The sequence below is a fragment of the Pseudoalteromonas sp. SCSIO_11900 genome (genome assembly GCF_000576475.1).
In the GTDB taxonomy this organism is placed as follows: domain Bacteria; phylum Pseudomonadota; class Gammaproteobacteria; order Enterobacterales; family Alteromonadaceae; genus Pseudoalteromonas; species Pseudoalteromonas tetraodonis.
Genome location: NZ_KK070023.1, coordinates 2,441,139 through 2,462,921, shown reverse-complemented (window position 1 = coordinate 2,462,921; position 21,783 = coordinate 2,441,139). Strand labels below are relative to the sequence as shown.

22 protein-coding genes and 1 pseudogene are annotated in these 21,783 nt (G+C 38.5%); 19 read left to right on the top strand and 4 right to left on the bottom strand.

Annotated elements, in window-relative coordinates:
* The first annotated feature begins 29 nt into the window (after window positions 1-29).
* The 5 genes from BG00_RS11445 to BG00_RS18140 all read left to right on the top strand — a co-directional run bounded on the left by BG00_RS11445 (window position 30) and on the right by BG00_RS18140 (window position 1,572).
* Window positions 30-539, top strand: a complete 510-nt coding sequence (locus BG00_RS11445; protein WP_036982724.1) for a GNAT family N-acetyltransferase — start codon at window positions 30-32, stop codon at window positions 537-539.
* Window positions 536-661 carry a hypothetical protein gene (locus BG00_RS18430; RefSeq protein WP_301336082.1) on the top strand — a complete coding sequence of 42 codons (126 nt, stop codon included), beginning with the start codon at window positions 536-538 and terminating at the stop codon, window positions 659-661. The genes BG00_RS11445 and BG00_RS18430 overlap by 4 nt, the downstream gene beginning before the upstream one ends.
* A 3-nt stretch (window positions 662-664) precedes the next feature.
* Window positions 665-1,018 (top strand): alpha/beta hydrolase-fold protein, encoded by a 354-nt coding sequence (locus tag BG00_RS11440; protein WP_253861384.1) that lies wholly within the window; start codon window positions 665-667, stop codon window positions 1,016-1,018.
* 109 nt (window positions 1,019-1,127) lie between these two features.
* The gene (locus BG00_RS18145; protein WP_312842959.1) at window positions 1,128-1,403 is read left to right on the top strand and encodes an alpha/beta hydrolase-fold protein; all 276 of its coding nucleotides are present in this window, start codon (window positions 1,128-1,130) and stop codon (window positions 1,401-1,403) included.
* A gap of 10 nt (window positions 1,404-1,413) precedes the next feature.
* Entirely contained in the window at window positions 1,414-1,572 is a 159-nt protein-coding gene (locus BG00_RS18140; RefSeq protein ID WP_253861383.1) for a hypothetical protein, read from the top strand.
* 325 nt (window positions 1,573-1,897) lie between these two features.
* Here BG00_RS18140 and BG00_RS11430 read toward each other — a convergent pair whose 3' ends face one another.
* Entirely contained in the window at window positions 1,898-2,419 is a 522-nt protein-coding gene (locus BG00_RS11430) for a TetR/AcrR family transcriptional regulator (protein WP_028835232.1), read from the bottom strand.
* 111 nt (window positions 2,420-2,530) lie between these two features.
* Here BG00_RS11430 and BG00_RS11425 point away from each other — a divergent pair, with 111 nt between their 5' ends.
* Window positions 2,531-2,713 (top strand): hypothetical protein, encoded by a 183-nt coding sequence (locus BG00_RS11425; protein ID WP_036982722.1) that lies wholly within the window; start codon window positions 2,531-2,533, stop codon window positions 2,711-2,713.
* Window positions 2,714-2,809: 96 nt separating this feature from the next.
* Here BG00_RS11425 and BG00_RS11420 read toward each other — a convergent pair whose 3' ends face one another.
* Window positions 2,810-4,018, bottom strand: coding sequence for a porin (locus BG00_RS11420; protein ID WP_036982719.1), 1,209 nt, complete (start codon window positions 4,016-4,018; stop codon window positions 2,810-2,812).
* Window positions 4,019-4,633: 615 nt separating this feature from the next.
* On the opposite strand from BG00_RS11420, the gene BG00_RS11415 reads away from it, so the two are divergent.
* From BG00_RS11415 to BG00_RS11390, 7 genes are all read left to right on the top strand, one after another.
* On the top strand, window positions 4,634-6,220 hold the full coding sequence (locus tag BG00_RS11415; RefSeq protein ID WP_081762921.1) for an ABC-F family ATPase: 1,587 nt from the start codon (window positions 4,634-4,636) through the stop codon (window positions 6,218-6,220).
* Window positions 6,221-6,373: 153 nt separating this feature from the next.
* A complete protein-coding gene (purE, locus tag BG00_RS11410) occupies window positions 6,374-6,856 on the top strand; it encodes a 5-(carboxyamino)imidazole ribonucleotide mutase (RefSeq protein ID WP_036982714.1) in 483 nt (160 codons plus the stop codon).
* A 2-nt stretch (window positions 6,857-6,858) separates the two neighbouring features.
* Window positions 6,859-8,001: a 5-(carboxyamino)imidazole ribonucleotide synthase gene (locus BG00_RS11405; RefSeq protein ID WP_036982711.1), complete on the top strand. Its 1,143-nt coding sequence runs from the start codon at window positions 6,859-6,861 to the stop codon at window positions 7,999-8,001.
* A 69-nt stretch (window positions 8,002-8,070) separates the two neighbouring features.
* Complete coding sequence (locus BG00_RS18555; RefSeq protein ID WP_248530793.1) at window positions 8,071-8,184, top strand: DUF2798 domain-containing protein; 114 nt, start codon at window positions 8,071-8,073, stop codon at window positions 8,182-8,184.
* Window positions 8,185-8,188: 4 nt separating this feature from the next.
* Complete coding sequence (locus BG00_RS11400) at window positions 8,189-9,118, top strand: YeiH family protein (protein ID WP_036982710.1); 930 nt, start codon at window positions 8,189-8,191, stop codon at window positions 9,116-9,118.
* The gene (locus BG00_RS11395) at window positions 9,118-10,287 is read left to right on the top strand and encodes an endonuclease/exonuclease/phosphatase family protein (protein ID WP_036982707.1); all 1,170 of its coding nucleotides are present in this window, start codon (window positions 9,118-9,120) and stop codon (window positions 10,285-10,287) included. Before BG00_RS11400 ends, BG00_RS11395 begins: the two co-directional genes overlap by 1 nt.
* 105 nt (window positions 10,288-10,392) lie before the next feature.
* Entirely contained in the window at window positions 10,393-12,894 is a 2,502-nt protein-coding gene (locus tag BG00_RS11390) for a S9 family peptidase (RefSeq protein ID WP_036982705.1), read from the top strand.
* 38 nt (window positions 12,895-12,932) lie between these two features.
* On the opposite strand, the gene rrtA is transcribed toward BG00_RS11390, so the two are convergent.
* The gene (gene rrtA, locus BG00_RS11385) at window positions 12,933-13,526 is read right to left on the bottom strand and encodes a rhombosortase (protein WP_036982703.1); all 594 of its coding nucleotides are present in this window, start codon (window positions 13,524-13,526) and stop codon (window positions 12,933-12,935) included.
* Window positions 13,527-13,623: 97 nt separating this feature from the next.
* Between rrtA and ggt the strand changes: the two genes are divergently transcribed.
* From ggt to BG00_RS11370, 3 genes are all read left to right on the top strand, one after another.
* Window positions 13,624-15,402 carry a gamma-glutamyltransferase gene (gene ggt, locus BG00_RS11380; protein WP_036982702.1) on the top strand — a complete coding sequence of 593 codons (1,779 nt, stop codon included), beginning with the start codon at window positions 13,624-13,626 and terminating at the stop codon, window positions 15,400-15,402.
* A 369-nt stretch (window positions 15,403-15,771) separates the two neighbouring features.
* The gene (locus BG00_RS11375; protein WP_036982701.1) at window positions 15,772-17,466 is read left to right on the top strand and encodes an NAD-dependent malic enzyme; all 1,695 of its coding nucleotides are present in this window, start codon (window positions 15,772-15,774) and stop codon (window positions 17,464-17,466) included.
* 112 nt (window positions 17,467-17,578) lie between these two features.
* Entirely contained in the window at window positions 17,579-18,289 is a 711-nt protein-coding gene (locus BG00_RS11370; RefSeq protein WP_036982700.1) for an SIMPL domain-containing protein, read from the top strand.
* An 86-nt stretch (window positions 18,290-18,375) separates the two neighbouring features.
* Here BG00_RS11370 and BG00_RS11365 read toward each other — a convergent pair whose 3' ends face one another.
* Window positions 18,376-19,737, bottom strand: coding sequence for a DUF2254 domain-containing protein (locus BG00_RS11365; protein WP_036982699.1), 1,362 nt, complete (start codon window positions 19,735-19,737; stop codon window positions 18,376-18,378).
* 120 nt (window positions 19,738-19,857) lie between these two features.
* On the opposite strand from BG00_RS11365, the pseudogene BG00_RS11360 reads away from it, so the two are divergent.
* The 3 genes and pseudogenes from BG00_RS11360 (at window position 19,858) to BG00_RS11350 (ending at window position 21,770) form a co-directional block, all read left to right on the top strand.
* Window positions 19,858-20,225 (top strand): annotated as a pseudogene (locus BG00_RS11360) (MAPEG family protein).
* Between the two features lie 6 nt (window positions 20,226-20,231).
* On the top strand, window positions 20,232-21,131 hold the full coding sequence (locus BG00_RS11355; RefSeq protein ID WP_036982698.1) for a hypothetical protein: 900 nt from the start codon (window positions 20,232-20,234) through the stop codon (window positions 21,129-21,131).
* 6 nt (window positions 21,132-21,137) lie between these two features.
* Entirely contained in the window at window positions 21,138-21,770 is a 633-nt protein-coding gene (locus BG00_RS11350) for a sulfotransferase (protein ID WP_036982697.1), read from the top strand.
* Window positions 21,771-21,783 lie beyond the last annotated feature (13 nt).

The window sequence follows — 21,783 nt, the reverse complement described above, 5'->3', positions numbered from 1 at the left end:
AAAGCGCGTTTACTTTATTTGGCGTAGGCATGTTTAAAACTATAAAATTACCCCGCGTTACCTTACGTTTAATTACCCACAAACACGGCGCAGCGCTATTAACAATTTTAAATAATCCACTCGTTTATGAGTTTAACGATTATAAAACCCCGCTAAATAAACAGCATATTAAGCAGTTAATTCAAGATGATATATCGAGTTATTACCAAGGTGAAGGTGTTCGGCTTGCAATTGAACATAATATGAGTGGCAAACTACTGGGTACATGTGGCTTATATAAAATATGTAAACAAACCAAAAGTGCTTATATTGGTTTTGAACTGGATCCACTCTATTGGCAGCAAGGCTTAATGCAAGAAGTACTTAAAGGCTTTGTCAGTGAAGTGCATAGCTCTTTAAACATTGAGCACTTATATGCAGAAATTCATGGCAAAAATGTTCGCTGTTATAACTTACTCACTAAACTTGGCTTTGTATTTAACCAGCAACTTAATAACGGCGTATGGCATAAGCAATTAACTAAAATGGATGGCACATGAGAATTAAAAAATCGATTATTTTAAATGTATTGTTAGTTGTTAGTGTATTTGGGTTTGTAATAACTGGGTTTAGTTATTATCAAAATAATGTTTCAGACTTTGTTGATGTAACCCTAGATTAGAAAGTGCTTAATGAGTCTTGTAAGGTATTTATAAGGTTACCCGATGATTTTGACAAAAATAAAGCGTATCCACTTATTATAAAAACAGATGGTTATTTTAATTTAGCTAATTGGGATAAGGCACTAAAAGCATTAAATACTGAAAGCATATTAAATGAGGCTATTTTAGTTGCTATACCTAATCAGTTTTTTATCGATACGCGAAATCGTGATTTAGTACCACCTTATGCAAGGAAGGACGTTAATACAAATCCTCGACTTAAACATGAAACTTCGCCAGAAATTTTTGGTAAAGCTGATTTGTTTTTTGCTTTTATAGAGCAAGAGCTACTTATACCAATCCGCAATAATACTTAATCATTTTGCGGGGCTAAACGTGTCGCTACCTGTGTTAAAAAACTCTCATTTAGAACAACTAAATAGCGAATTTTTTGCCTAGCTATCAACTCGTTTTTTCAGCCTCAAAATAGACCACTTAATTAAGCGAATTGGTATTACTTATTTAAAGGCTAAATACAGGTTAACTGAAAACCGTATATTAACGGGATTTTCGGCAGGGGGCAGTTTTACTTTATATACGCTGCACACCAAACCAATGCTATTTAATGGTTACTTTGCATTTAGTCCTGCGCCTTGGTACGACGATATGACCGTAGTAAATCATTTTAATACCTTTTTACAAGCTAAAACACAAAGCTACTATAGAACCCACCTTATTATATTTTACTGTTGGCGGGGCTGAGCATAAAGTAATGCTTAAGACTTATAATAACTTAGAGCAAAGTTTAGTAAGCCATACTAGTAACTGGTTAGGGTGGGGGAGTAAAGTAAACCCTGATGCAAAGCATAATGATAATCCAGCATTGAGTATTAAGGGGGCTTTAACGGGCTATGATGAATTTATTAATTAAGAATATTGTTGAACTTGCACTAGTAAAACGGCTTAGCTGTATATATGTACAGCTAAGCCGTTTTGCTATAAATTACCTTATTTTATGGTGTAAATAGCTGGTGGATGCAAGGTGGTACAAAAAAGAACACATCATACTAGTAATGTTTAAATGTAATCTTAGCAATGAGGTAATATAAATTATCAATTTACTCATAAGTGGAGTGGTGGGTTTATAACGCTTATTGAGTTTGGCTATCTGAGTCGTTAAATAAAGAATTTAAATAACAAAAAAGGTGGACGGTGCTTTATTTATATCAGCACCGGTCTATACCTTTAGGACTTAATTACAAAAGCGCTATTTTATTACTTAACTGTCTAAGCATATTTTCAGCATTAGGTAAGGGGTCGTTTAACCCATCTATTAAGGTCATAAAATAACAGTCCATCATTACGCTTGCTTTTGTTTCATCAAACTTCGGTTGTTCACTAAAAAGCAGTTGTTTAAATTCATCCATCTGCGCTTTAAAAAAAGACGTTCTCCAAATGATGTCGCTAATTAATAGCTTACTAAATTCACTATTTTCACAATAAAAAGAATAAAGCGGATGAGCGTAGTGACGTAACTTTAAGCGAGGGGAGTGCTGCGTATCTAACTGCTTTGCTTGGTTAATAATAACGGCTATTTGTTGTTGCATACCGGCCATCAATAAATCAATTTTATTTTCAAAATGACTAAACACTGTACCTACAGCAACATTGGCTGCAACCGCTATTTCTCTTGTTGATGTGTGATCGTAACCTTGCAGCAAGAATAATTCCCATGCTGAAGCTAAAATTTTATCGCGTGTCTTTTCTTTTTTACTCATTATATTTCAATGCTTTACTTGTTTGTTTAATAAAAGAGCTAAGTCATTATTTGATTAATTGAGCGCGCTCAATTAATATTGTGAGCACACTCATTTTTATAAGGATGTTACATGAAGTTTATCAAACGTGTTATTGGTTATATACTTTTTATTCCACTAATTTATTTTTATTCTTATTTGCTAGGGCCAATATTAAAAGCAGTTTTAGTCCCAGGAGGGGTTGCTTTTTTATGGCTTATTCTAGGGCCAACAGAGGGGACGCGTGCGTTAAAAAAAGCATTTAAGAAAAATTAGCTCAAGCTTCAACTAAACAAATCGAAAAAAAGCCCTGCTATTTTGCAGGGCTTTAAGTTTACCTTTTTGATTTTAAGCTTGAAAGCTCAACTGATATTAAAGAACGTATCTAAAACCAAAAGCAATACCGTCATCTTCAGATTGCTCCATTAGCGCTTGCTGCTGTTTATTATTACTTTCAAAATCACCAAAGTCTTTACGTGCTTCTACATAAAGTTTGGTGTTTTGGTCAATTAAGTAATGCACACCAATAACAGCAAATTGACGCTTAAATACATCGTTAGGATCGGCATTAAAGTTTGGTTGAATTACGTAGTTATCACCTGCATCAAATAAGTTATAGGCAATAAATGGTCTAAAATCGTTATCAAAGCGATACGACACAAATGTTTCAATACCAATCGCATCTTTAATTAAACGACCTATGTTATCTGTATCGTGGTTTTCGTTTTTGTTGATATTAGCGGCTACATACAAGCCTGGCGCATCAATATTGCCCCAAATAACACCTGCACCATAAATTGAATCGTCAACAGAGCGGGTTGTTCCGTCGCCATACGTTAATTCAAACTCGCCGCGGTTAATACCCGCGGTCAGTTTTAGCTTATCAGTCACGTTATAGGTTACTGCACCGCCAAACGTATAGTTAAATTCAACTTGTTGTGCAGCAGCATCTCCAGACTCAAAATTTGCTTGGCATTGTGATTCTGTAATATTGCTTACATCACAAGTATAAAAAGCGCTGTTTTTTAACTGAGTTTGAACACTAAAGTCAAAGTCGTTGTAGCTATTACGGTATTGCAGTGTTTTATCACCACGACCAGTACCATTTACTGCACCATCGTCTTTGTTGTAAGTGTAAACACCGGCAGCGTTACCATCCCATACATAGCTGTAGTTTGTTGCATACACAACATCAAACCACGCACCCCATTGTTTACCAATTGTAATTTGGCCGTATTTATCGTGTTTAAGTCCTGCATAACCTAAACGATTATATAAAAACTCATCTTGAATAGATTCAAAACGGTTGTTGTAAACAATATCGCTACTGCCAACAGGGTTGACACCCCATTCAACTAAAGCCATTGCTTCCCAGCCTTTTTTTAGTTGGCGTTTAAAATCAAAATTAATTCGTGAGGCACCATTGACGATTTCGTTTTGACCTTGAGTATTTATCACTCGCGCATCAATATATCCGCCTACTGCGACTGTATTTTTTTCATCCTTAAACACTTCTACTGCTGAAACACTTGGAGCAGCTAAAATACCCGCAATTGCTAGCGATACTAATTTTCTTTTCATTGTGTGTGCCTTGCCTAAATTAAAGACGTTTTTATAATTACTAAATTCGAAGTCGTGCAGACTAGCAAAGCAATAAAAGGCTCAAAAGTGAAAAATTATCAATGACAATTAGCAAAAACACGCGGCTTGTTCATTTTAAGTTAATGCTGTTTTTATTTTGTAGCCGTATAAACTGCCATTTAATTTTGGAATAAGATATTAGGCTTAAATGCAGGAGAGGGAGTGTTGAATTTTTTTCATAGTTGCGCCTGTCGGCATGGGTAGAGCTAAAACTCTAATACTATAAAAAAGTAAATATAGCCGTATTAATTGTTAATAAAAGTAAAATGCGACCAAGTCGCCTGTAAACGCGATTAAATAATTTATAAAGGGTTTTATGCTAGTTGTTTTTTATTAAACATTTTTTTACTGCATTAACAGTACAATAATGAGTTTTACTCACCTTTTTAGCACATTTTCTCGCCCAGCACTTTGGCTATTTAATTGCTTTTATAGTTAATAAACAGCCACCGTTTACTTTGAGTTTGGTGCTATAAACTTTCATAGAAAAAAACGGTGATTTGGTTTAAACTGCGCGCAATTTAAATACTTCAGTCTCCCTTGGAGGGTAGCGCTATTATTAGTACAGCTAACATCACCATGCAATTTGGTGCTAAACCGTTATTTGAAAATATCTCAGCTAAATTTGGCGAATCAAACCGTTATGGTTTAATTGGTGCTAATGGTTGTGGTAAGTCGACCTTTATGAAAATCCTTAGTGGTGAATTAGAACCATCTTCGGGTAACGTAAGTACTGATCCAAATGAGCGCGTTGCTAAACTAAACCAAGATCAATTCGCCTACGAAGAATATTCTGTTATTGATACCGTGATTATGGGTCATAAAGAGTTGTGGGATATTAAACAAGAACGTGACCGGATATATAGCCTACCTGAAATGAGTGAAGAAGACGGCATGAAAGTAGCCGATCTTGAAACTGAATTTGCTGAAATGGACGGTTACTCGGCTGAATCTAAAGCGGGTGAGTTACTATTAGGTGTGGGTATTGCTACAGAGCAGCACTACGGACCTATGTCAGAAATTGCACCAGGTTTTAAACTTCGTGTGCTTCTAGCTCAAGTTTTGTTTTCAGACCCTGATATCATGCTGCTCGATGAGCCTACCAATAACTTGGACATTTATACAATTAAGTGGCTTGAAGATGTATTGAATCAACGTGATTGTACCATGATAATCATCTCGCATGACCGTCACTTTTTAAATTCGGTATGTACGCATATGGCCGATATTGACTACGGTGAACTACGTATTTACCCGGGTAACTACGATGAATACATGTTTGCAGCTACTCAAGCACGCGAACGTTTATTAAGTGAAAACGCGAAAAAGAAAAGCCAAATAGCAGAGCTTCAACAATTTGTATCGCGCTTTTCTGCCAACGCGTCAAAGGCAAAGCAAGCCACTTCACGTGCAAAACGAATTGATAAAATTCAATTAGACGAAGTAAAAGCGTCGTCACGTCAGTCGCCATTTATTCGTTTTGAACAAGAAAAGCAGTTATTCCGTAACGCACTAGAAATGACTAGCTTATCGCAAGGCTTTGAAGAAACTTTATTCTCAGGATTAGAAGGCCTAGTTGAAGTAGGTGAGCGCATTGCTATTATTGGTGAAAATGGTGTGGGTAAAACAACATTATTAAACACTTTAGCAGGACGTTTAGCGCCTAAAAGCGGTGAGTTTAAATGGTCTGAAAATGCAAACATTGGCTACTATGCACAAGATCATGCCGATGAGTTTGAAAAAGACATGAATTTGTTTGAGTGGATGGAGCAATGGCAACAAGATGGCGACGATGAGCAAGTAGTGCGTAGCTTCTTAGGTCGTATGTTGTTTTCACAAAACGATATAAAAAAATCAGTAAAAGTAATATCTGGTGGTGAGCAAGGTCGTATGTTATTTGGTAAAATTATGATGCATAAGCCAAATATTTTACTTATGGATGAGCCAACCAACCACATGGATATGGAGTCAATTGAAGCACTTAACTTAGCGCTTGAAGCGTATGAAGGTACCTTGATATTTGTGTCACACGACCGTCAGTTTGTATCATCAGTTGCCACTCGTATTTGGGAAATTAAAGACGGTAAAGTTATCGACTTTAGAGGTAACTACTCAGAATATTTAGCGAGTAAAGAAGCTTAATTGCTGATTGTTTCGCTGTTTAAAAAAAGCCATGTTTAACATGGCTTTTTTATTGTCTGCTGGTCGCATTAGTGCAGCATTTAAGTATATAATAGCCGCCATAAAACCGGACATAAGTCCGCTATTTTTAAAATACATTACTGAGGAGTATTTATGACTGTTGGCATTATTATGGGTTCTAAATCAGATTGGCCAACCATGGAACACGCCGCCCTTATGCTAGAAAAATTTGGCATTGAGTATGAAACTAAAGTGGTTTCTGCGCACCGCACTCCTCAATTACTTGCCGATTACGCAAGTTCAGCCGCAGAACGCGGTATTAAAGTTATTATTGCTGGCGCAGGTGGCGCGGCGCACTTACCGGGAATGGCGGCAGCGTTTACATCTCTGCCAGTTTTAGGCGTACCTGTTAAATCTAAAGCGCTAAACGGTGTAGACTCTCTGTTATCTATTTGCCAAATGCCAAAAGGTGTTGCGGTAGGTACTCTTGCTATTGGTGAGCCCGGTGCTGCAAACGCAGGTTTATTAGCGGCACAAATTTTAGGATGTCAAAATCCAGAAATCTTCGCAAAAATCGAAGCGTTCCGTAAAGAACAAACTAAGACTGTTTTAGCTAACCCAAATCCTGCAGAGTGATCATGAATATTTTAATTTTAGGGGCAGGGCAGCTAGCACGAATGATGAGCTTAGCTGGTGCACCGCTTAATTTAAATGCGGTGGCTTATGATGTAGGCAGCAAAAAGATTGTGCATCCGCTTACCAATGAAGTGTATCCAACAACGCTCGAACAGGCGATAGAAAACGCTGATGCTATTACGGCCGAGTTTGAACATATTCCAGATGATGTACTTACACAGTGTTGTAATAGCAATAAGTTTTATCCGGGCAAACAAGCCATTAAAACCGGTGGCGACCGTGCGCTTGAAAAAGCGCTTCTCGATAAAACCGCTGTTGCATGCGCGCCATATCAATTAATTACAGAAAAAGCGCATCTTGAACTCGCGGTTCAAACACTTGGTAAGCCATTAGTCATTAAAACATGCCAAGCGGGTTACGATGGTAAAGGCCAATGGCGTTTAAAATCAGACGATCAAATTGAACAGATTTGGGCTGAAATGGCTGATTTTATTGCATCAGGCACTGAGCACGCTCCGCACACCATAATTGCAGAAAAAATGATCCCTTTTGATCGTGAAGTCTCTATTATTGGCGCGCGCGACAAAGAGGGTAACGTTGCAATCTATCCACTTACTGAAAACCAACATACCAATGGCGTATTAACGCTTTCACTAGCCGGTAAAGATAATAGTTTAGTCGAGAGTCAAGCAACCTCAGCATTTACGCGTATTGCAAATGAGCTTAATTATGTAGGTGTATTGGCCATTGAGTTTTTTGATGTACAAGGTACATTATTGGTTAATGAAATTGCGCCGCGAGTTCATAACTCAGGCCATTGGACGCAACAAGGTGCTCATTGCTCGCAATTTGAAAACCATATGCGCGCTGTTGCCGGCCTACCTTTAGGTAGTACGCAAATTAAGCAGCCTACTGCTATGATAAATGTATTAGGCCAACCACAAATCCCTATTGATGTGTTAAAAACAGCAGATGTAACCAGCCATTGGTACGGTAAAAGTGTAAAACCTGGTCGCAAAATGGGCCACATTAATGTATCTGCTGATAATTTACAGCAATTAGGTGAACGCCTTGGTGAACTCGCAATGTGTTTGCCAGAGCAAGATTACCCCGGTGTATTAGCTACCAGTAAATCGCTATTATAAGTTAAAAAACAAAGCGATAAATTGAACTTAACTTCAATTTATCGCTTTACCTTCTAAAGGTTCTTTTCAATGATCCACCCAAAGTTTTGTATTATTGTGTGTGCCTTTTGTATTGCCTTTCCAACGGTTATATTTGTTGCCCCCGTTGTCCATAAACTGACTAATAAACTCATTCGCGCTTAACGTTATGATTATCGCTAAATTACATAAACCTGTATTTATAATATTACTGGCCTTGTGTATCACTCCATTTATTGGCGCTGGTAGTGCCTTGGTTATGGGGGCGTTATTTGCGATTACCTTGGGTAACCCGTTTGCTGAGTTATCACAAAAGGCCAGTAAATGGATGCTAAAGTTGGCAGTTGTGGGATTGGGGTTTGCTGTTGATTTTAATCAGGTAATTGAGGTTGGTCGCAGCTCTTTAGTGTTAACAATTGTCAGTATTACTGCCATAATTGGGCTTGGCGAAATTTTAACTCAAGTGTTTAAACTTAATCGTAACACAGGCGTGTTAATTTCCTTTGGAACCGCTATTTGTGGTGGTAGCGCTATTGCGGCCATGGCACCGGTTATAAAAGCCAAAGATCATGAAGTGGCTGTGGCGCTGGTTATCGTATTTTTACTCAATGGTGTAGGTTTATTATTATTCCCTGCAATTGGGCATTATTTTGAACTAACCCAAGAGCAGTTTGGATTGTGGGCTGCACTTGCAATTCATGATACCAGTAGCGTGGTAGGTGCATCGGCTACTTATGGTGCAGTGGCACTGAGCATAGCAACAACAGTGAAGCTTACTCGTGCTATGTGGATTATTCCATATACTACGCTTGCGGGTGTGTTTATGCGCTCAGATGAAAAGGCGAGTATTCCATTATTTATTGTAGGCTTCTTATTAGCCGCATTAATTAATACCTATGTGCCGTCGCTTTCATTTTATTGGGAGTTGATAAACATTGCAGCGAAGCAAATACTAGTGATGACATTGTTTTTAATAGGCAGTGGTTTGTCATTATCGGTACTAAAGCAAGCGGGAATTAAACCGTTTTTAATGGCTGTGATTCTTTGGATCGTGGTTAGCTGTGTTATTTTATTATTAATCATAGATGGATTCATATAATGAGACATGATCTCGGTATTAAAATTATTGGTGGCTTTTTATTGTTACTGGTTTCAGCAAGCTATGTTCACGCAGAGTCATTACGGGTCGCAACGTTTAATGTCAGTATGGATGCAACCAATTACACCGCTAAAAATGAAAAAGTAAAAAGCGATGCCTTAGTTAACGCGCTGCGCTCTGACCACCAGCAAATTAAAAATATTGCTGAAATAATTCAACGCGTTCGTCCAGATGTCGTGCTTTTAAATGAATTCGACTACGTCCCTAAATCACAAGGGATCGAATACTTTAAAACCCATTACTTAAATGTAGGGCAAAATGATCAAGCGGCTATCGATTACCCTTATGTTTACATTGCACCAGTTAACACAGGCTTAGCAACTGAGTTTGACTTGGACAATAACGGCAAAAAAACCGGTGTAATGGGTGATGCACAGGGCTTTGGATTTTTTGAAGGCCATTACGCAATGGCGTTTTTATCTCGCTACCCCATTGATTTTGACAACATCAGAACTCTGCAAACGTTTAAGCACAAAGATTTACCGAATGTACAAATGCCGGTAGACCCAAAAAATAATACAAATTGGTATAACGAAGAAGAATGGAATGCTTTACGTTTAAGCTCTAAATCGTTTTGGGATATACCGGTAAAAGTAAATGATAAAGTAGTTCACATGTTAGCCTCGCATCCTACGCCGCCTGTGTTTGATGGAGATGAAGACAGAAACGGCATTCGTAATCATGATGAAATTAGATTAATTGCCGATTACGTTAATAACGAAAGTTACCTGTATGACGATAACGGTAAAAAGGGCGGCCTTGCAGCAAAATCACGCTTTGTGATTTTAGGTGACCTAAATGCCGCCCCTGAGGGCGATAAAAAGCGCACAAATACAACAGATCAGTTACTTAAAAGCCCGATGATTAATGCCGGTTTTATTCCAACCAGTGAGGGCGCTAAAGAGCAATACCCACAAGCTTATGCTAAAAATTACACTGCTAATTGGCAAGCACGCGTTGATTATGTTCTGCCTTCAAATTATGGACTAACCATTAAAGATGGTGGCGTATTTTGGCCGAAAAAACAAAGCGAATTGTACCGTTTAATCAAAGATAGAAACGCATCAAGTGACCACCGTATGGTATGGCTTGATTTAACGGTTGAATAAACGGGTTACTCACCCCGATATCAGCGTTGTTTATCTTAAATAATTGCAATTATAAAGGTGCTTCTGCTTAAATACGGTTAATTATAATAACCGTCAAGAAGCACTATGATTTTTAAATTTTCATCTTCTAAAACACTTGTTGCAATGGCTGTTGCGTCAAGTGTTATGTTAGCGGGCTGTACAGCAACCGCCACAACTTCTAATGACTCAGCTATTCAAACAAATACCAAGGTTGCAAGTGTTGTTAACACACCTGCAGACATGGGTGTCTCAAAAATTACGCTTGAACAAGCGATGGCTCACCCTGATTGGATTGGACGTCAACCGCAAGGTGCATTTTGGAGTGCTGACTCAAGTACTGTTATTTACGCGCAAAAACAACAAGGTAGTGAGCTAAGAGATTTATTCACTCAAGCTGTAAACGCTCAAACAGCAGAGCAAGTGGCTTTAAATCAGCTTCACAGCGTAGGCTCAAGTAAAGCTGTTTTTTCTAACGATAAATCACTTCAAGCTTATGTGTTTGAAGGCAACATATTTATTAAAAACGTACAGTCAGGCGTAATTAAGCAAATTACGCAAAGCTCAGCCACCGAGTCAAAACCACAATTTTTAAACGATGGTAACTTAGCGTATCGCCAAGGTAATATCTTTTTTAAAGTAGATTTAACCACAGGTTTAACCCGTGAAATTGCTAATTTAAAACTGGCTGACAAACCACAAGGCATAAAAGAGCCAACAACTTATATTGCCAAAGAACAACATAAGCTGATTGATTACATTGCACTGCAGCATAAAAACAAACAAGACAAGTATGCGCGAAATGAGCAAGTCAAAACTCAAAATAGCTCAATTGCCAACACGCATTACTATTTAGGCGATGGCAACACGGTTGATGAAGCCGAGCTTTCTCCAAATGGCGACGCGTTAATTGTGGTTGTTCAAGAAAAAAGTTCATGGCGTGGTGAAGGCGACATTATGCCTAACTACATCACTGATGATGCGACTATAGAGCCTAAAAAAGTTCGCCGTCGTGTGGCTGACGCTAAAGAGCAAACTTCTGAAATTATTTATATTAACCTTGCAGATCAAAGCCAAACTACTTTAGGGTTTAATACCTTGCCTGGTTTTGATGAAGATGTACTCGCTGAGATTAAAAAAGAAAACTATGCCCGCGATGGCAAAACGTATAAGTCTAAGAAACAACCGCGTGGCATTAATGTAATTTCAGACTGGGGATGGGATCAATCGCCTATCAGCTGGAACGATGATGGCAGCCAAGTGGCGATTATGCTTGAAGCCTGGGATAACAAAGATCGTTGGTTGGCCACCGTTGATTTTGAAAATAACAAACTCGTATCTCAACACCGTTTACATGACGATGCGTGGATTGCGTATGCGTTTAACGACTTTGGTTGGTTAAATGACTCAACCACGCTTTATTATTTATCGGAAGAGTCGGGGTACAGTCAGCTTTATAAAAAACCTTTAAATGGCAAAGCTATAGCTTTAACACAAGGTCAGTTTGAAGTGTCTGACTTAACCCTTACTGATGACAATAGTGCTATTTACTATAAAGCGAATATTGAGCATCCGGGTCTTTATGAAATATACCGCGTTAATCCACAAACAGGTGTTAGTGAGCAAGTAACCGACTTAAACGGTATGACGGATTACACCTTAAGCCCTGATCAATCTAAGTTATTACTTAGACATTCTAAAATCACTATGCCGACTGAACTTTATGTGGCAGAGGCTAAAGCAAACACAACTGCGACTCGTTTAACCAATACGGTATCTGATGCGTTTTTAGCTAAAAAACTCACAGCGCCTAAAATTGTTGCTGTGCCATCAAGTCATACAGATCAGCCCATATACGCCAAAGTCTATTACCCCGCTGATTACCAAGAGGGTGAAACAGGCAAAACCCGCAAAGCGGTTATTTTTAACCACGGTGCTGGGTACTTGCAAAATTCACACATGGGGTGGTCTGGCTACTTCCGTGAATTTATGTTCCATTCATTACTAGCAGATGAAGGTTATGTAGTAATGGATATGGATTACCGCGCATCTAAAGGCTATGGTCGTGATTGGCGAACGGCTATTTATCGCCAAATGGGAACACCTGAAACACAAGATCTAGCCGATGGCGTAAAATGGATGGCGGATAATGCCAATGTTAATACCCAAGCGGTAGGGACTTACGGTGGCTCTTATGGTGGGTTTATGACCTTCATGGCGTTATTTACCGCGCCAGACTTGTTTCAATCAGGTGCAGCGCTTCGTCCAGTGACTGATTGGGCTCATTACAACACAGGTTATACGGCTAACATTTTGAATCACCCTGATGTTGACCCGATTGCCTATGAGCGTAGTTCACCTATTTATTATGCAGAAGGGCTTAAAAAGCATTTATTAATAAATGCGCCTATGGTTGATGATAATGTGTTCTTTCAAGATTCAGTACGTTTAGTACAGCGTTTAATAGAACTTGAAAAAGAAAACTTTGAAACAGCAATCTTCCCAGTAGAACCGCATGGTTTTGTTCAGCCTTCGAGCTGGTTAGATGAATACCGTCGAATTTATAAACTGTTTAAAGAAACGCTTTAATCGACTAAAAATAAAAACGCCACTTATGTGGCGTTTTTTTAGCTGTGTTTATTATCGTTTTTGATGTGTTTTACAACCAGCGGCACAGCTAATAAACCCCCACCAATTGCGCCAATTAAATGCGCATCAACGGCCACCGTTGATTGAATAAGTTGACCAATTTCTGCGCTTGGACCATTAACTTGCTCAAGAATAAGCTTTATCCATACGCCAATAAACAAGATATAGCCTGATTTTAGCCCAACGGTGACATCTTTTATGGCCCCCCACACGATCACGCCATGCAATAGCGCACTCAGCCCTGTATAAATAATGATTGTTGGACAAAACCAATAAACCCCCAAGCCACACCAAAGCGCAAGGAGTGCAATATTAAAGCTGTAATGCTTAGGCGTTGTGTATTCGCCATGAAGCAACCAAATAAGTGCTATACCGGCACAATTTAAACCTAAATGTGCCCAGTTAGCATGCACAAATTGGCTGGTAAATAAACGCCACAGTTGACCTTGTTCAATTAATGGGCGATTAAACTCAAGCTCATTGTTCATACCAAGCCATGCTAAGAGCGTACTTAATACAATTAAACACAAGGGGGGTAAAACATAACGCGGCTGAAGGGGTAAATTAAGCATTTAATGATCATTTTTTTATATTTATTTTTGCATATTGTGCCTGTTTAACTTTAAGATGCCAATTATCTTCCATGCAATTTAAGTTTAATCAGTAATTATGAATTTTAAGCTCAACTCTTTATTTGCTCTCTCTTTAAGTGCACTGTCTTTCCCTTTATTTGCACAGCAAGCAAGCCAAATTGAAACCCGTGAACCAGAAGCCGCCACAGGGGTAGTACAAAAGCAATTAGTACCTGGCGATAAATACATGGTTGCGGCTGCAAATCCTTATGCCTCACAAGCGGGAAAGGCCATTTTAGCCCAAGGCGGAAGCGCCGTTGATGCCGCAATTGCCACCCAATTAGTGCTTACATTAGTTGAGCCGCAGTCATCAGGCATTGGTGGTGGTACGTTTATGATGTATTACAACAAAGCTAACAATAAACTCACTAGTTTTGATGGTCGCGAAACAGCCCCCAGTAATGCCGATGAAAACCTGTTTTTAAATGAACATGGCAAAGCTGTTAAATGGATTGAAGCAGTTGTAGGTGGTCGCTCTGTGGGTGTACCAGGTATTTTACATGCGTTTGCCAGTGCCCATAAACAATATGGTAATTTGCCATGGGCAACGTTATTTAAGCCAGCTATTGCACTAGCCGAACAAGGGTTTGAAGTATCTCCACGATTACATGGCTTACTCGTTAGGCAGTTAAACCCGGGTGTTATGAGTATGCCGGTGATCAATGAGTATTTTTTCCCCAATGGTGAAGTGATCAAAGTAGGCAGTATTAAAAAAAACCAGCCGCTTGCTAATTTATACAAAGACATTGCCTCACAAGGGATTGATGCTTTTTATAAAGGTGATAATGCAAAAGCCATGGTAAGTGCAGTGCAGAAATCAAAAATTGCCCCGGGTAAATTATCTGTACAAGATCTTGCTAACTACACCAGCAAAGAGCGCGCCCCTGTATGTATTAAATACCGCGTTTACAAAGTGTGCTCAATGGCACCACCTAGTAGTGGCGGTGTAGCGGTGCTACAAATTTTAGGCTTGCTTGAACATAAAGATATGGCCAATATTAAAGCTAATAGCGCAGAGGCTATTCATTACTTTAGCCAAGCATCGCGCATTGCGTTTGCTGATCGAAATAAATACATTGGCGATCCTGATTTTACCCAAGTCCCTACCGAGGAGTTATTAAACAAAGATTACATCGCTACCCGCGCAAAGTTAATTAGCGAAGAAGATAAAAAAGCATTTCCTGGTGATCCAGTTGATTACTTAAGCTACGCAAATGATGACTCTTTTGAACTTCCGTCTACGTCACATGTCTCGATTGTTGATAGCAAAGGCAATGCTGTTTCGATGACCAGCTCTATAGAAATGGCGTTTGGTTCGACGGTCATGGTTAATGGCTTCATTTTAAACAATCAGCTGACTGATTTTTCACTCTCGCCGCGTAAAAATGGCAAGTTAGTGGCTAACAGAGTAGAAGCCCATAAACGTCCGCGCAGCTCAATGTCACCCGTAATGGTATTTAATCAAGATGGGAGCTTACGTTTAGTGGTCGGCTCTCCTGGTGGTAGTCGCATTATTGATTATGTAGCGCAAGTTGTTATTGGCGTTTTAGATTGGAATTTAAACGCGCAACAAGCCATTAATTTACCGCGAACCACTAATCGCAACGACTACACCAGCGTAGAAAAAGGCACTGCACTTGAAGCGGTGGTACCAAAGCTTAAAAAGCGCGGCCATGATGTGCGCGTGATTGACTTAAACTCTGGGCTGCATGCGGTAGAAGTTAAAAATAACCGTTTGTATGGCGCCGCCGATCCTCGCAGGGAAGGGATGGCATTATCGGATTTAAGTAATAATAAAGCCTCATTTAAATTCTAAAACATGTATAATCAACAGCAGGTTTGCAGCTAATGTATTACCTGCTGTTATTTATGTAATAGCTTAATAGTTAATGATTATTTGATTGAAAATAGTATGTTAACTAATGTAAAAAATTAGCAAATCTAAAAATAACTGACACTGTTGTAACCATTGAACACAGCAAACGCTGGTCCAATGCCCGTTTTTAATTTTTATAAATTCACAACAGCCTGCTAACATATTCACCAAATATGAGTGACTTTATACTAAAGTAGCGCTTGTATTTGTAAATTTTCAATGGTCTGACAAGCTTAAATGTCATTGCAATTTAGCCTTTAACAATGATAATGGCAGATCATTACTTAAGATTCAGTAAAGCTTGGAAATATGACTACAAATACCGATCCAAATTATCTTTATATTCCTTATTCTGGCCCAGGCCTAATTGAAACCCCGCTATTGAATAAAGGAAGTGCTTTTAGCCAAAAAGAACGTGAAAACTTTAATCTTGCCGGTTTACTTCCTCCTCGTTACGAAACAATAGAAGAGCAAGTTGAGCGTTGTTACCAACAATACTCAAGTTTTAACGACAACTTAAATAAGCACATTTATTTACGCGCCATTCAAGATAATAACGAAACGCTTTTTTACCGTTTAGTGCGCGATCATATCGAAGAAATGATGCCTATTATCTACACCCCAACAGTGGGTGATGCCTGTGAAAAGTTTTCTGATATTTATCGCAGTGCCCGTGGTTTATTTATTTCGTATGAAGATCGCTTTCACATTGACGATATTTTACGTAATGCCACAAAAGGCAAAGTAAAAGTGATTGTTGTTACCGACGGTGAGCGTATTTTAGGCCTTGGCGACCAAGGTATTGGCGGTATGGGCATTCCAATTGGTAAACTTTCTTTGTATACCGCGTGTGGCGGTATTAGCCCAGCTTATACGTTACCGGTTATGCTCGATGTGGGAACCAATAACGAAAAATTATTAAACGACCCAATGTACATGGGTGCTCGCCATAAACGTATTACACAAGATGAATACGATGAGTTTTTAGACTTATTCATTAAAGCAGTAAAACGTCGCTGGCCAAATGTGTTATTGCAGTTTGAAGATTTTGCTCAGCCTAATGCAATGCCATTATTAAAGCGTTACCGCAACGAAATTTGTAGTTTTAATGATGATATTCAAGGAACTGCATCGGTCACTGTGGGCTCTTTATTAGCAGCATGTCGTGTTAAAGGTGCTAAATTATCAACTCAAAAAGTTGTTTTTGTAGGCGCAGGCTCTGCAGGCTGTGGTATTGCTGAACAAATCGTTAGCACTATGGTTGCTGAGGGTATTAGTGAAGCACAGGCACGTAGCCAAGTCTTTATGGTTGACCGTTTTGGCTTATTAACAGATGGTATGCAAGGCTTACGTGACTTTCAACAAATGCTTGCACAACCAACTAGCTGCTTAGCTGATTGGATCTACAGCGGTGAATACGCGTCGTTATTAGATGTAATGCATTGTGCTGAACCAGATATTTTAATTGGTGTATCAGGCCAACCTGGCTTATTTACCGAACAAGTCATTCGCGCTATGCATGCTAAATGTGAATCGCCAATTATTTTCCCGTTAAGTAATCCATCTAAGCAAGTTGAAGCGTATCCAGAAGATGTAATTAAATGGACCGATGGCAAAGCAATTGTTGCAACTGGCAGCCCATTCGACCCAGTTGTTTATAACGGTGTGACTTACCCAATTCCACAATGTAATAATAGTTACATATTCCCAGGTATTGGCTTAGGTGTTATTGCCGCCAAAGCAACCCGCATTACCGATGCGATGCTAATAATGTCGAGCGAAATGTTGGCTGAGTCGTCACCTTTAGCTAATACAGGTAAAGGCAGCTTACTACCGGCACTGACTGAAATTGAAACGCTTAGTAAACGTATTGCGTTTGCAGTGGCTAAAAAAGCAATTGAAGAGGGCGTAGCCCTTGAAATTTCAGACGATGCGCTGTGGGCAGCCATCGACAAAAACTACTGGTTACCAAAATACCGTAACTACAAGCGTTGCAGCATTTAATTACAGTAGAGATTAAAAAAAACAGGCTTTTGCCTGTTTTTTTATGCTTGTTCATCTTTAATTAACCGCATAAGGTGTTAACTGAGGCAATCAAATTTAAAAGGATAGACTTATGAAAACGCTTTCGATTTTAACCGCCGCATTACTCAGTACATCAGCTTATGCAAGCAACGCCCCAGAAGAGCCGCATATTTATGTTAAAGGTGAAGCTTCAGTAACGACGATGCCGGATCATGTTTTATTAACGGTGGGCATTACTGAAATAGATAAAGACTTAATTGCAGCAAAAAAACAAACCGATACCACTATGGCCAGTGCAATAAGTTTAGTAAAAAAACTAGGGGTAGATGATGCGGATATTAATGCCGGTCAAATTTCTATATACCGTGATAACCAATATAATCGTGAAACAGGTAAACAAGAGTTTACTGGCTTTAAAGTATCAAGAACGCTCACCATTAAACTCTCTGCAATTAATAAATACCCTGAATTACTACAGAGCTTAGTTAATAATGGCATTAATGAAATTAGACAAACGCAATTTTTAGCTAGCAACTACGATGAGCTGCATAAAAAAGCACAAAAAATGGCAATTAAACAAGCCAAAGTCGCGGCAAAAGAGCTAAGTGACGACTTTGATGTAGAGTTAAAAGGCTTATATAGCGCGTCGTTAACCCCGCTTGATATGCCATCTACACCGTACATGCGAAGTGAAAAAGTAATGATGGCAGACAGTGCACCTGGTAATTATGTCCCAGATGCCTATCATGCGGGTGAAATTACTATTAGCGCGTCAAGCTATGCAATTTATTATATAGATTAGGGCTTGATGATCTTTCAATGCCAAATAGGCGCTGCCGAGGAGCGATAACTCTTTGCCCCTCGGCAGAATAAATAGCTCTACAGAGCCTACTCGCTAATAGGTTGGTGCTGCTCAAAACGTGCCACCAACTGCTTACCTTGTAACTCACTAATTCGCACTATTGCTTGTAGCATATTTCTAATTTCTCGCCGGTCATACTCATTACAAATGTGCTGATTAATATCATCAACAATGGCAACTAAATAATTAAACACACTGTTTCGAGCTTCAACATCCTCGTTGGCAATAAACAAAATATTTTTAAATGCTTCAATAACATTGGTCATTACATAGGCATCTGCTTTGGCATAATTACGCAAAGGAGTGAAGTTATCGTGCAGTAATTCATCAAAACTGGTTTCATGGAAATAGAGCAAAGGGGCTTCTTCTGGTTGATAATACGCGTAGTTAATCGCATTAATCTTTAGGCGAGCAATCAATAAAATACTCAGCATATCAATAGCTTTAACCGCTGTGCCCGGATCGTTAATCCCAGGGCTCATTGCTTTTACCGCAATTTCAGAAATTTGGGTTAATCCATAACGGTAATGATCGCTAATGTATTCTTCTATATAAAAAATAAAGCAGTCTAAGATTTTCTCTATTAACTCTTCGTTTTCACAAATGTCTTTATTACACTTTAAGAAAGGGTAGCCTTTAACGGTAAAGTAACCTTGCTTAACGGTAATAAAAAGTTCTATTTTTTCTTCAGCCAAAATAGCACACAGCTTATTTGTGTGAACCCCTTTGTAGTAACCCTCAGTAGTACTTTTTATTGAATGCCAATTTGAAAATTCAGGTAAGTTATCAACGGGGTTATTGTCTTGTTTGTTGATGATGTCTTGGATCTCTTGTTTGGTTTGTCTAAATAAACCATTTAATACGTTATCAACCTGAATTGCTTTTGAAATAGAGTGAATAAAAAAAACGAACAAGCCCAAAGAAATCAAACCAAAAATTAATGCAAAGAGCACCCCTAATGAGGGTATTGCCGTATTTCCGTTATCTAACTTATTAATATTAATGAGCATTATAATAGAATAAATAATACTGCCTAAATAAAACCCTAATACCATTTGATGCGATTTACGGGTAATAAGCCCAGGAACGACTCTGGGTGACAAGCTAGCGCTGGCCGCATTTAAAACCACCATCACCATAGAAAAACTAAATACGGTTAACGAAATAATACTACCAGCTAAGGTGCTTAATATGGTTCGTGCGTTTTCTGCACTGTCTACTAATACAAATGAGATTAATGATTTAAATTGCTCTATAGGGGCTAAATACTCAACAGACATAGTGAGTACAGCAAAAATTAAAAACGCAACAGACAGGAGCGAGGGATAAAAGCCAATACTGTTTATTATTTCACGATAGTGATTGGTAATTTTTGTTCTTAAATACATATTATCCTTACTTATTACTATTCCAATGTATAAATTACTCTAGCATAGTTCATGATAAAACTACTGATTTACCGCTTAACTTATGTGTTATTATTGCTGAAAAATTAAATGGACTATACTGTGATCATATCTAGCTATGCGGCCTTATTGGCCCTTTATTATATTTATTTGAGTGTTAATGTTATAAAAATACGTAAAGCCGAAGGGATTTCGTTAGGTAATGGCAGTAATACCGCGCTTGAACGTGCAACCCGAGCGCATGGTAATTTTATTGAGTACGTGCCCATTAGCTTAATTTTAGTTTTTTTATTGGAGTATCAAGGGTTAGCTAGTCATTATGTACATGCACTAGGCGGTTTATTATTTATCAGCCGTTTGTTCATGGTTCTGCCATTATTAACAATAATTTAAAGGCACGTGGATTGAGCATGATGTTCACCTTTGCTATTGTGATAGTAAGCGCGGTGTTATTACTTTTAAGTAGATAAACGATTATGCGGTTAGCTATTTTTTTTACATGTTTATATTTTTTCAGTTCACTGACATCATTTGCATGGGCAATAGAAAATAATAGCAAAAACACCGTTTCTAGTTTGCATGTTGTATACCCCAAAACAATGCGCAGTGGTGAAGATGAAATATTATACCCGTTAGTACTATTAAGAACAGCTCTGCAATTCAGCGGAGAAAATTTTACATTACAACCCTCAAGTATTTCGATGCCACAGAGCCGCGCGTTAAAGCAAATTCTTCATAATGATGAAATAAACGTAGCTTGGACCATGACCTCTAAACAGCGTGAGCAACAATTACTACCCGTTAGAGTGCCTATATTTAAGGGGTTATATGGGTGGCGTGTTTTGGTAACTACACAGGATAAAGTGAATACCTTATTAAACATCAATACCCTTAGCGACTTTAAAAGCATACACTTTATTCAAGGGCATGATTGGCCTGACACACAAATACTGCAGGATAACGGCTTAACTGTATCGACATCAATCGAATATAGTTCGTTATTTAATATGTTGATAAAAAGCCGAGGTGATGTATTTCCTCGTTCTGTGTTAGAGGTTGAAACTGAGCTCAATACCTTTAAAGATGAAGCCGGTGCTAACCTCACGATAGTGCCACACTTCTTGTTGCAATACCCAAGTGCAATCTACTTCTTTTTTAGTAAAGAAAAGCCCGAAATAGCGCAAGCGGTTGAGAAAGGCTTAGCTATTATGCGTAAAAACGGTGAGTTTGATCGTTTGTTTAAGGCTTATCATCGCAGTGCGATTGAGCATGCAGATATAAAAAATAAAATTATCATTAAATTAAAAAACAAGCAGTTACCCGCATTAACACCCCTTAATGATGCATCACTTTGGTTTTCAGAAAAAGAAATTTAAAACGCCATGACACAAAAAATATTTATTATTGGTTTACCACGCACTGGGACGACTAGCGTATGTAATGCATTTTTAGATTTTGGTATACCTACTGCCCATACTGCTTACACTAACGCTTGTTTTGAAAATGCGGTGGCTATCGCAGACACACCTGTATTTAACGATTATCAAACATTAGATAAATATTACTCAGGTTCTAAATTTGTATATTTAAAGCGAGAACTTAGCGCGTGGCTGCCTTCAATCAAACAGCTTTTACTGCGTATGCATACTAATTTAACGCGTGCTGATGGGGGCTTTAATATTCATTTAAAGCGCTGTTATTTAAATACGTTTAATGATTTTTCACTCGAAAACATTAATCAGGATGAATATTTAACTAATTGTTATAACACTCATTTTAATAGTGCTAATGCTTATTTTGCTGACCGGCCTAATGATTTTTTAGCCATTGATATAGCAAATCCCGAGAGTTTTAATAAGCTATGTGAGTTTTTAAATATTACCAGCAGCTTAGCTGGCTTTGAAAAAATGAACATGGGCGGTAAAGTCACTGCATGGAATGATATAAAGCACCCATTAAAAATTGAGTCGACGGCGAAAGGGCGGATTGATAAGTTTTTGCCTTATGAAAGTTAAATTTAAATCGCGA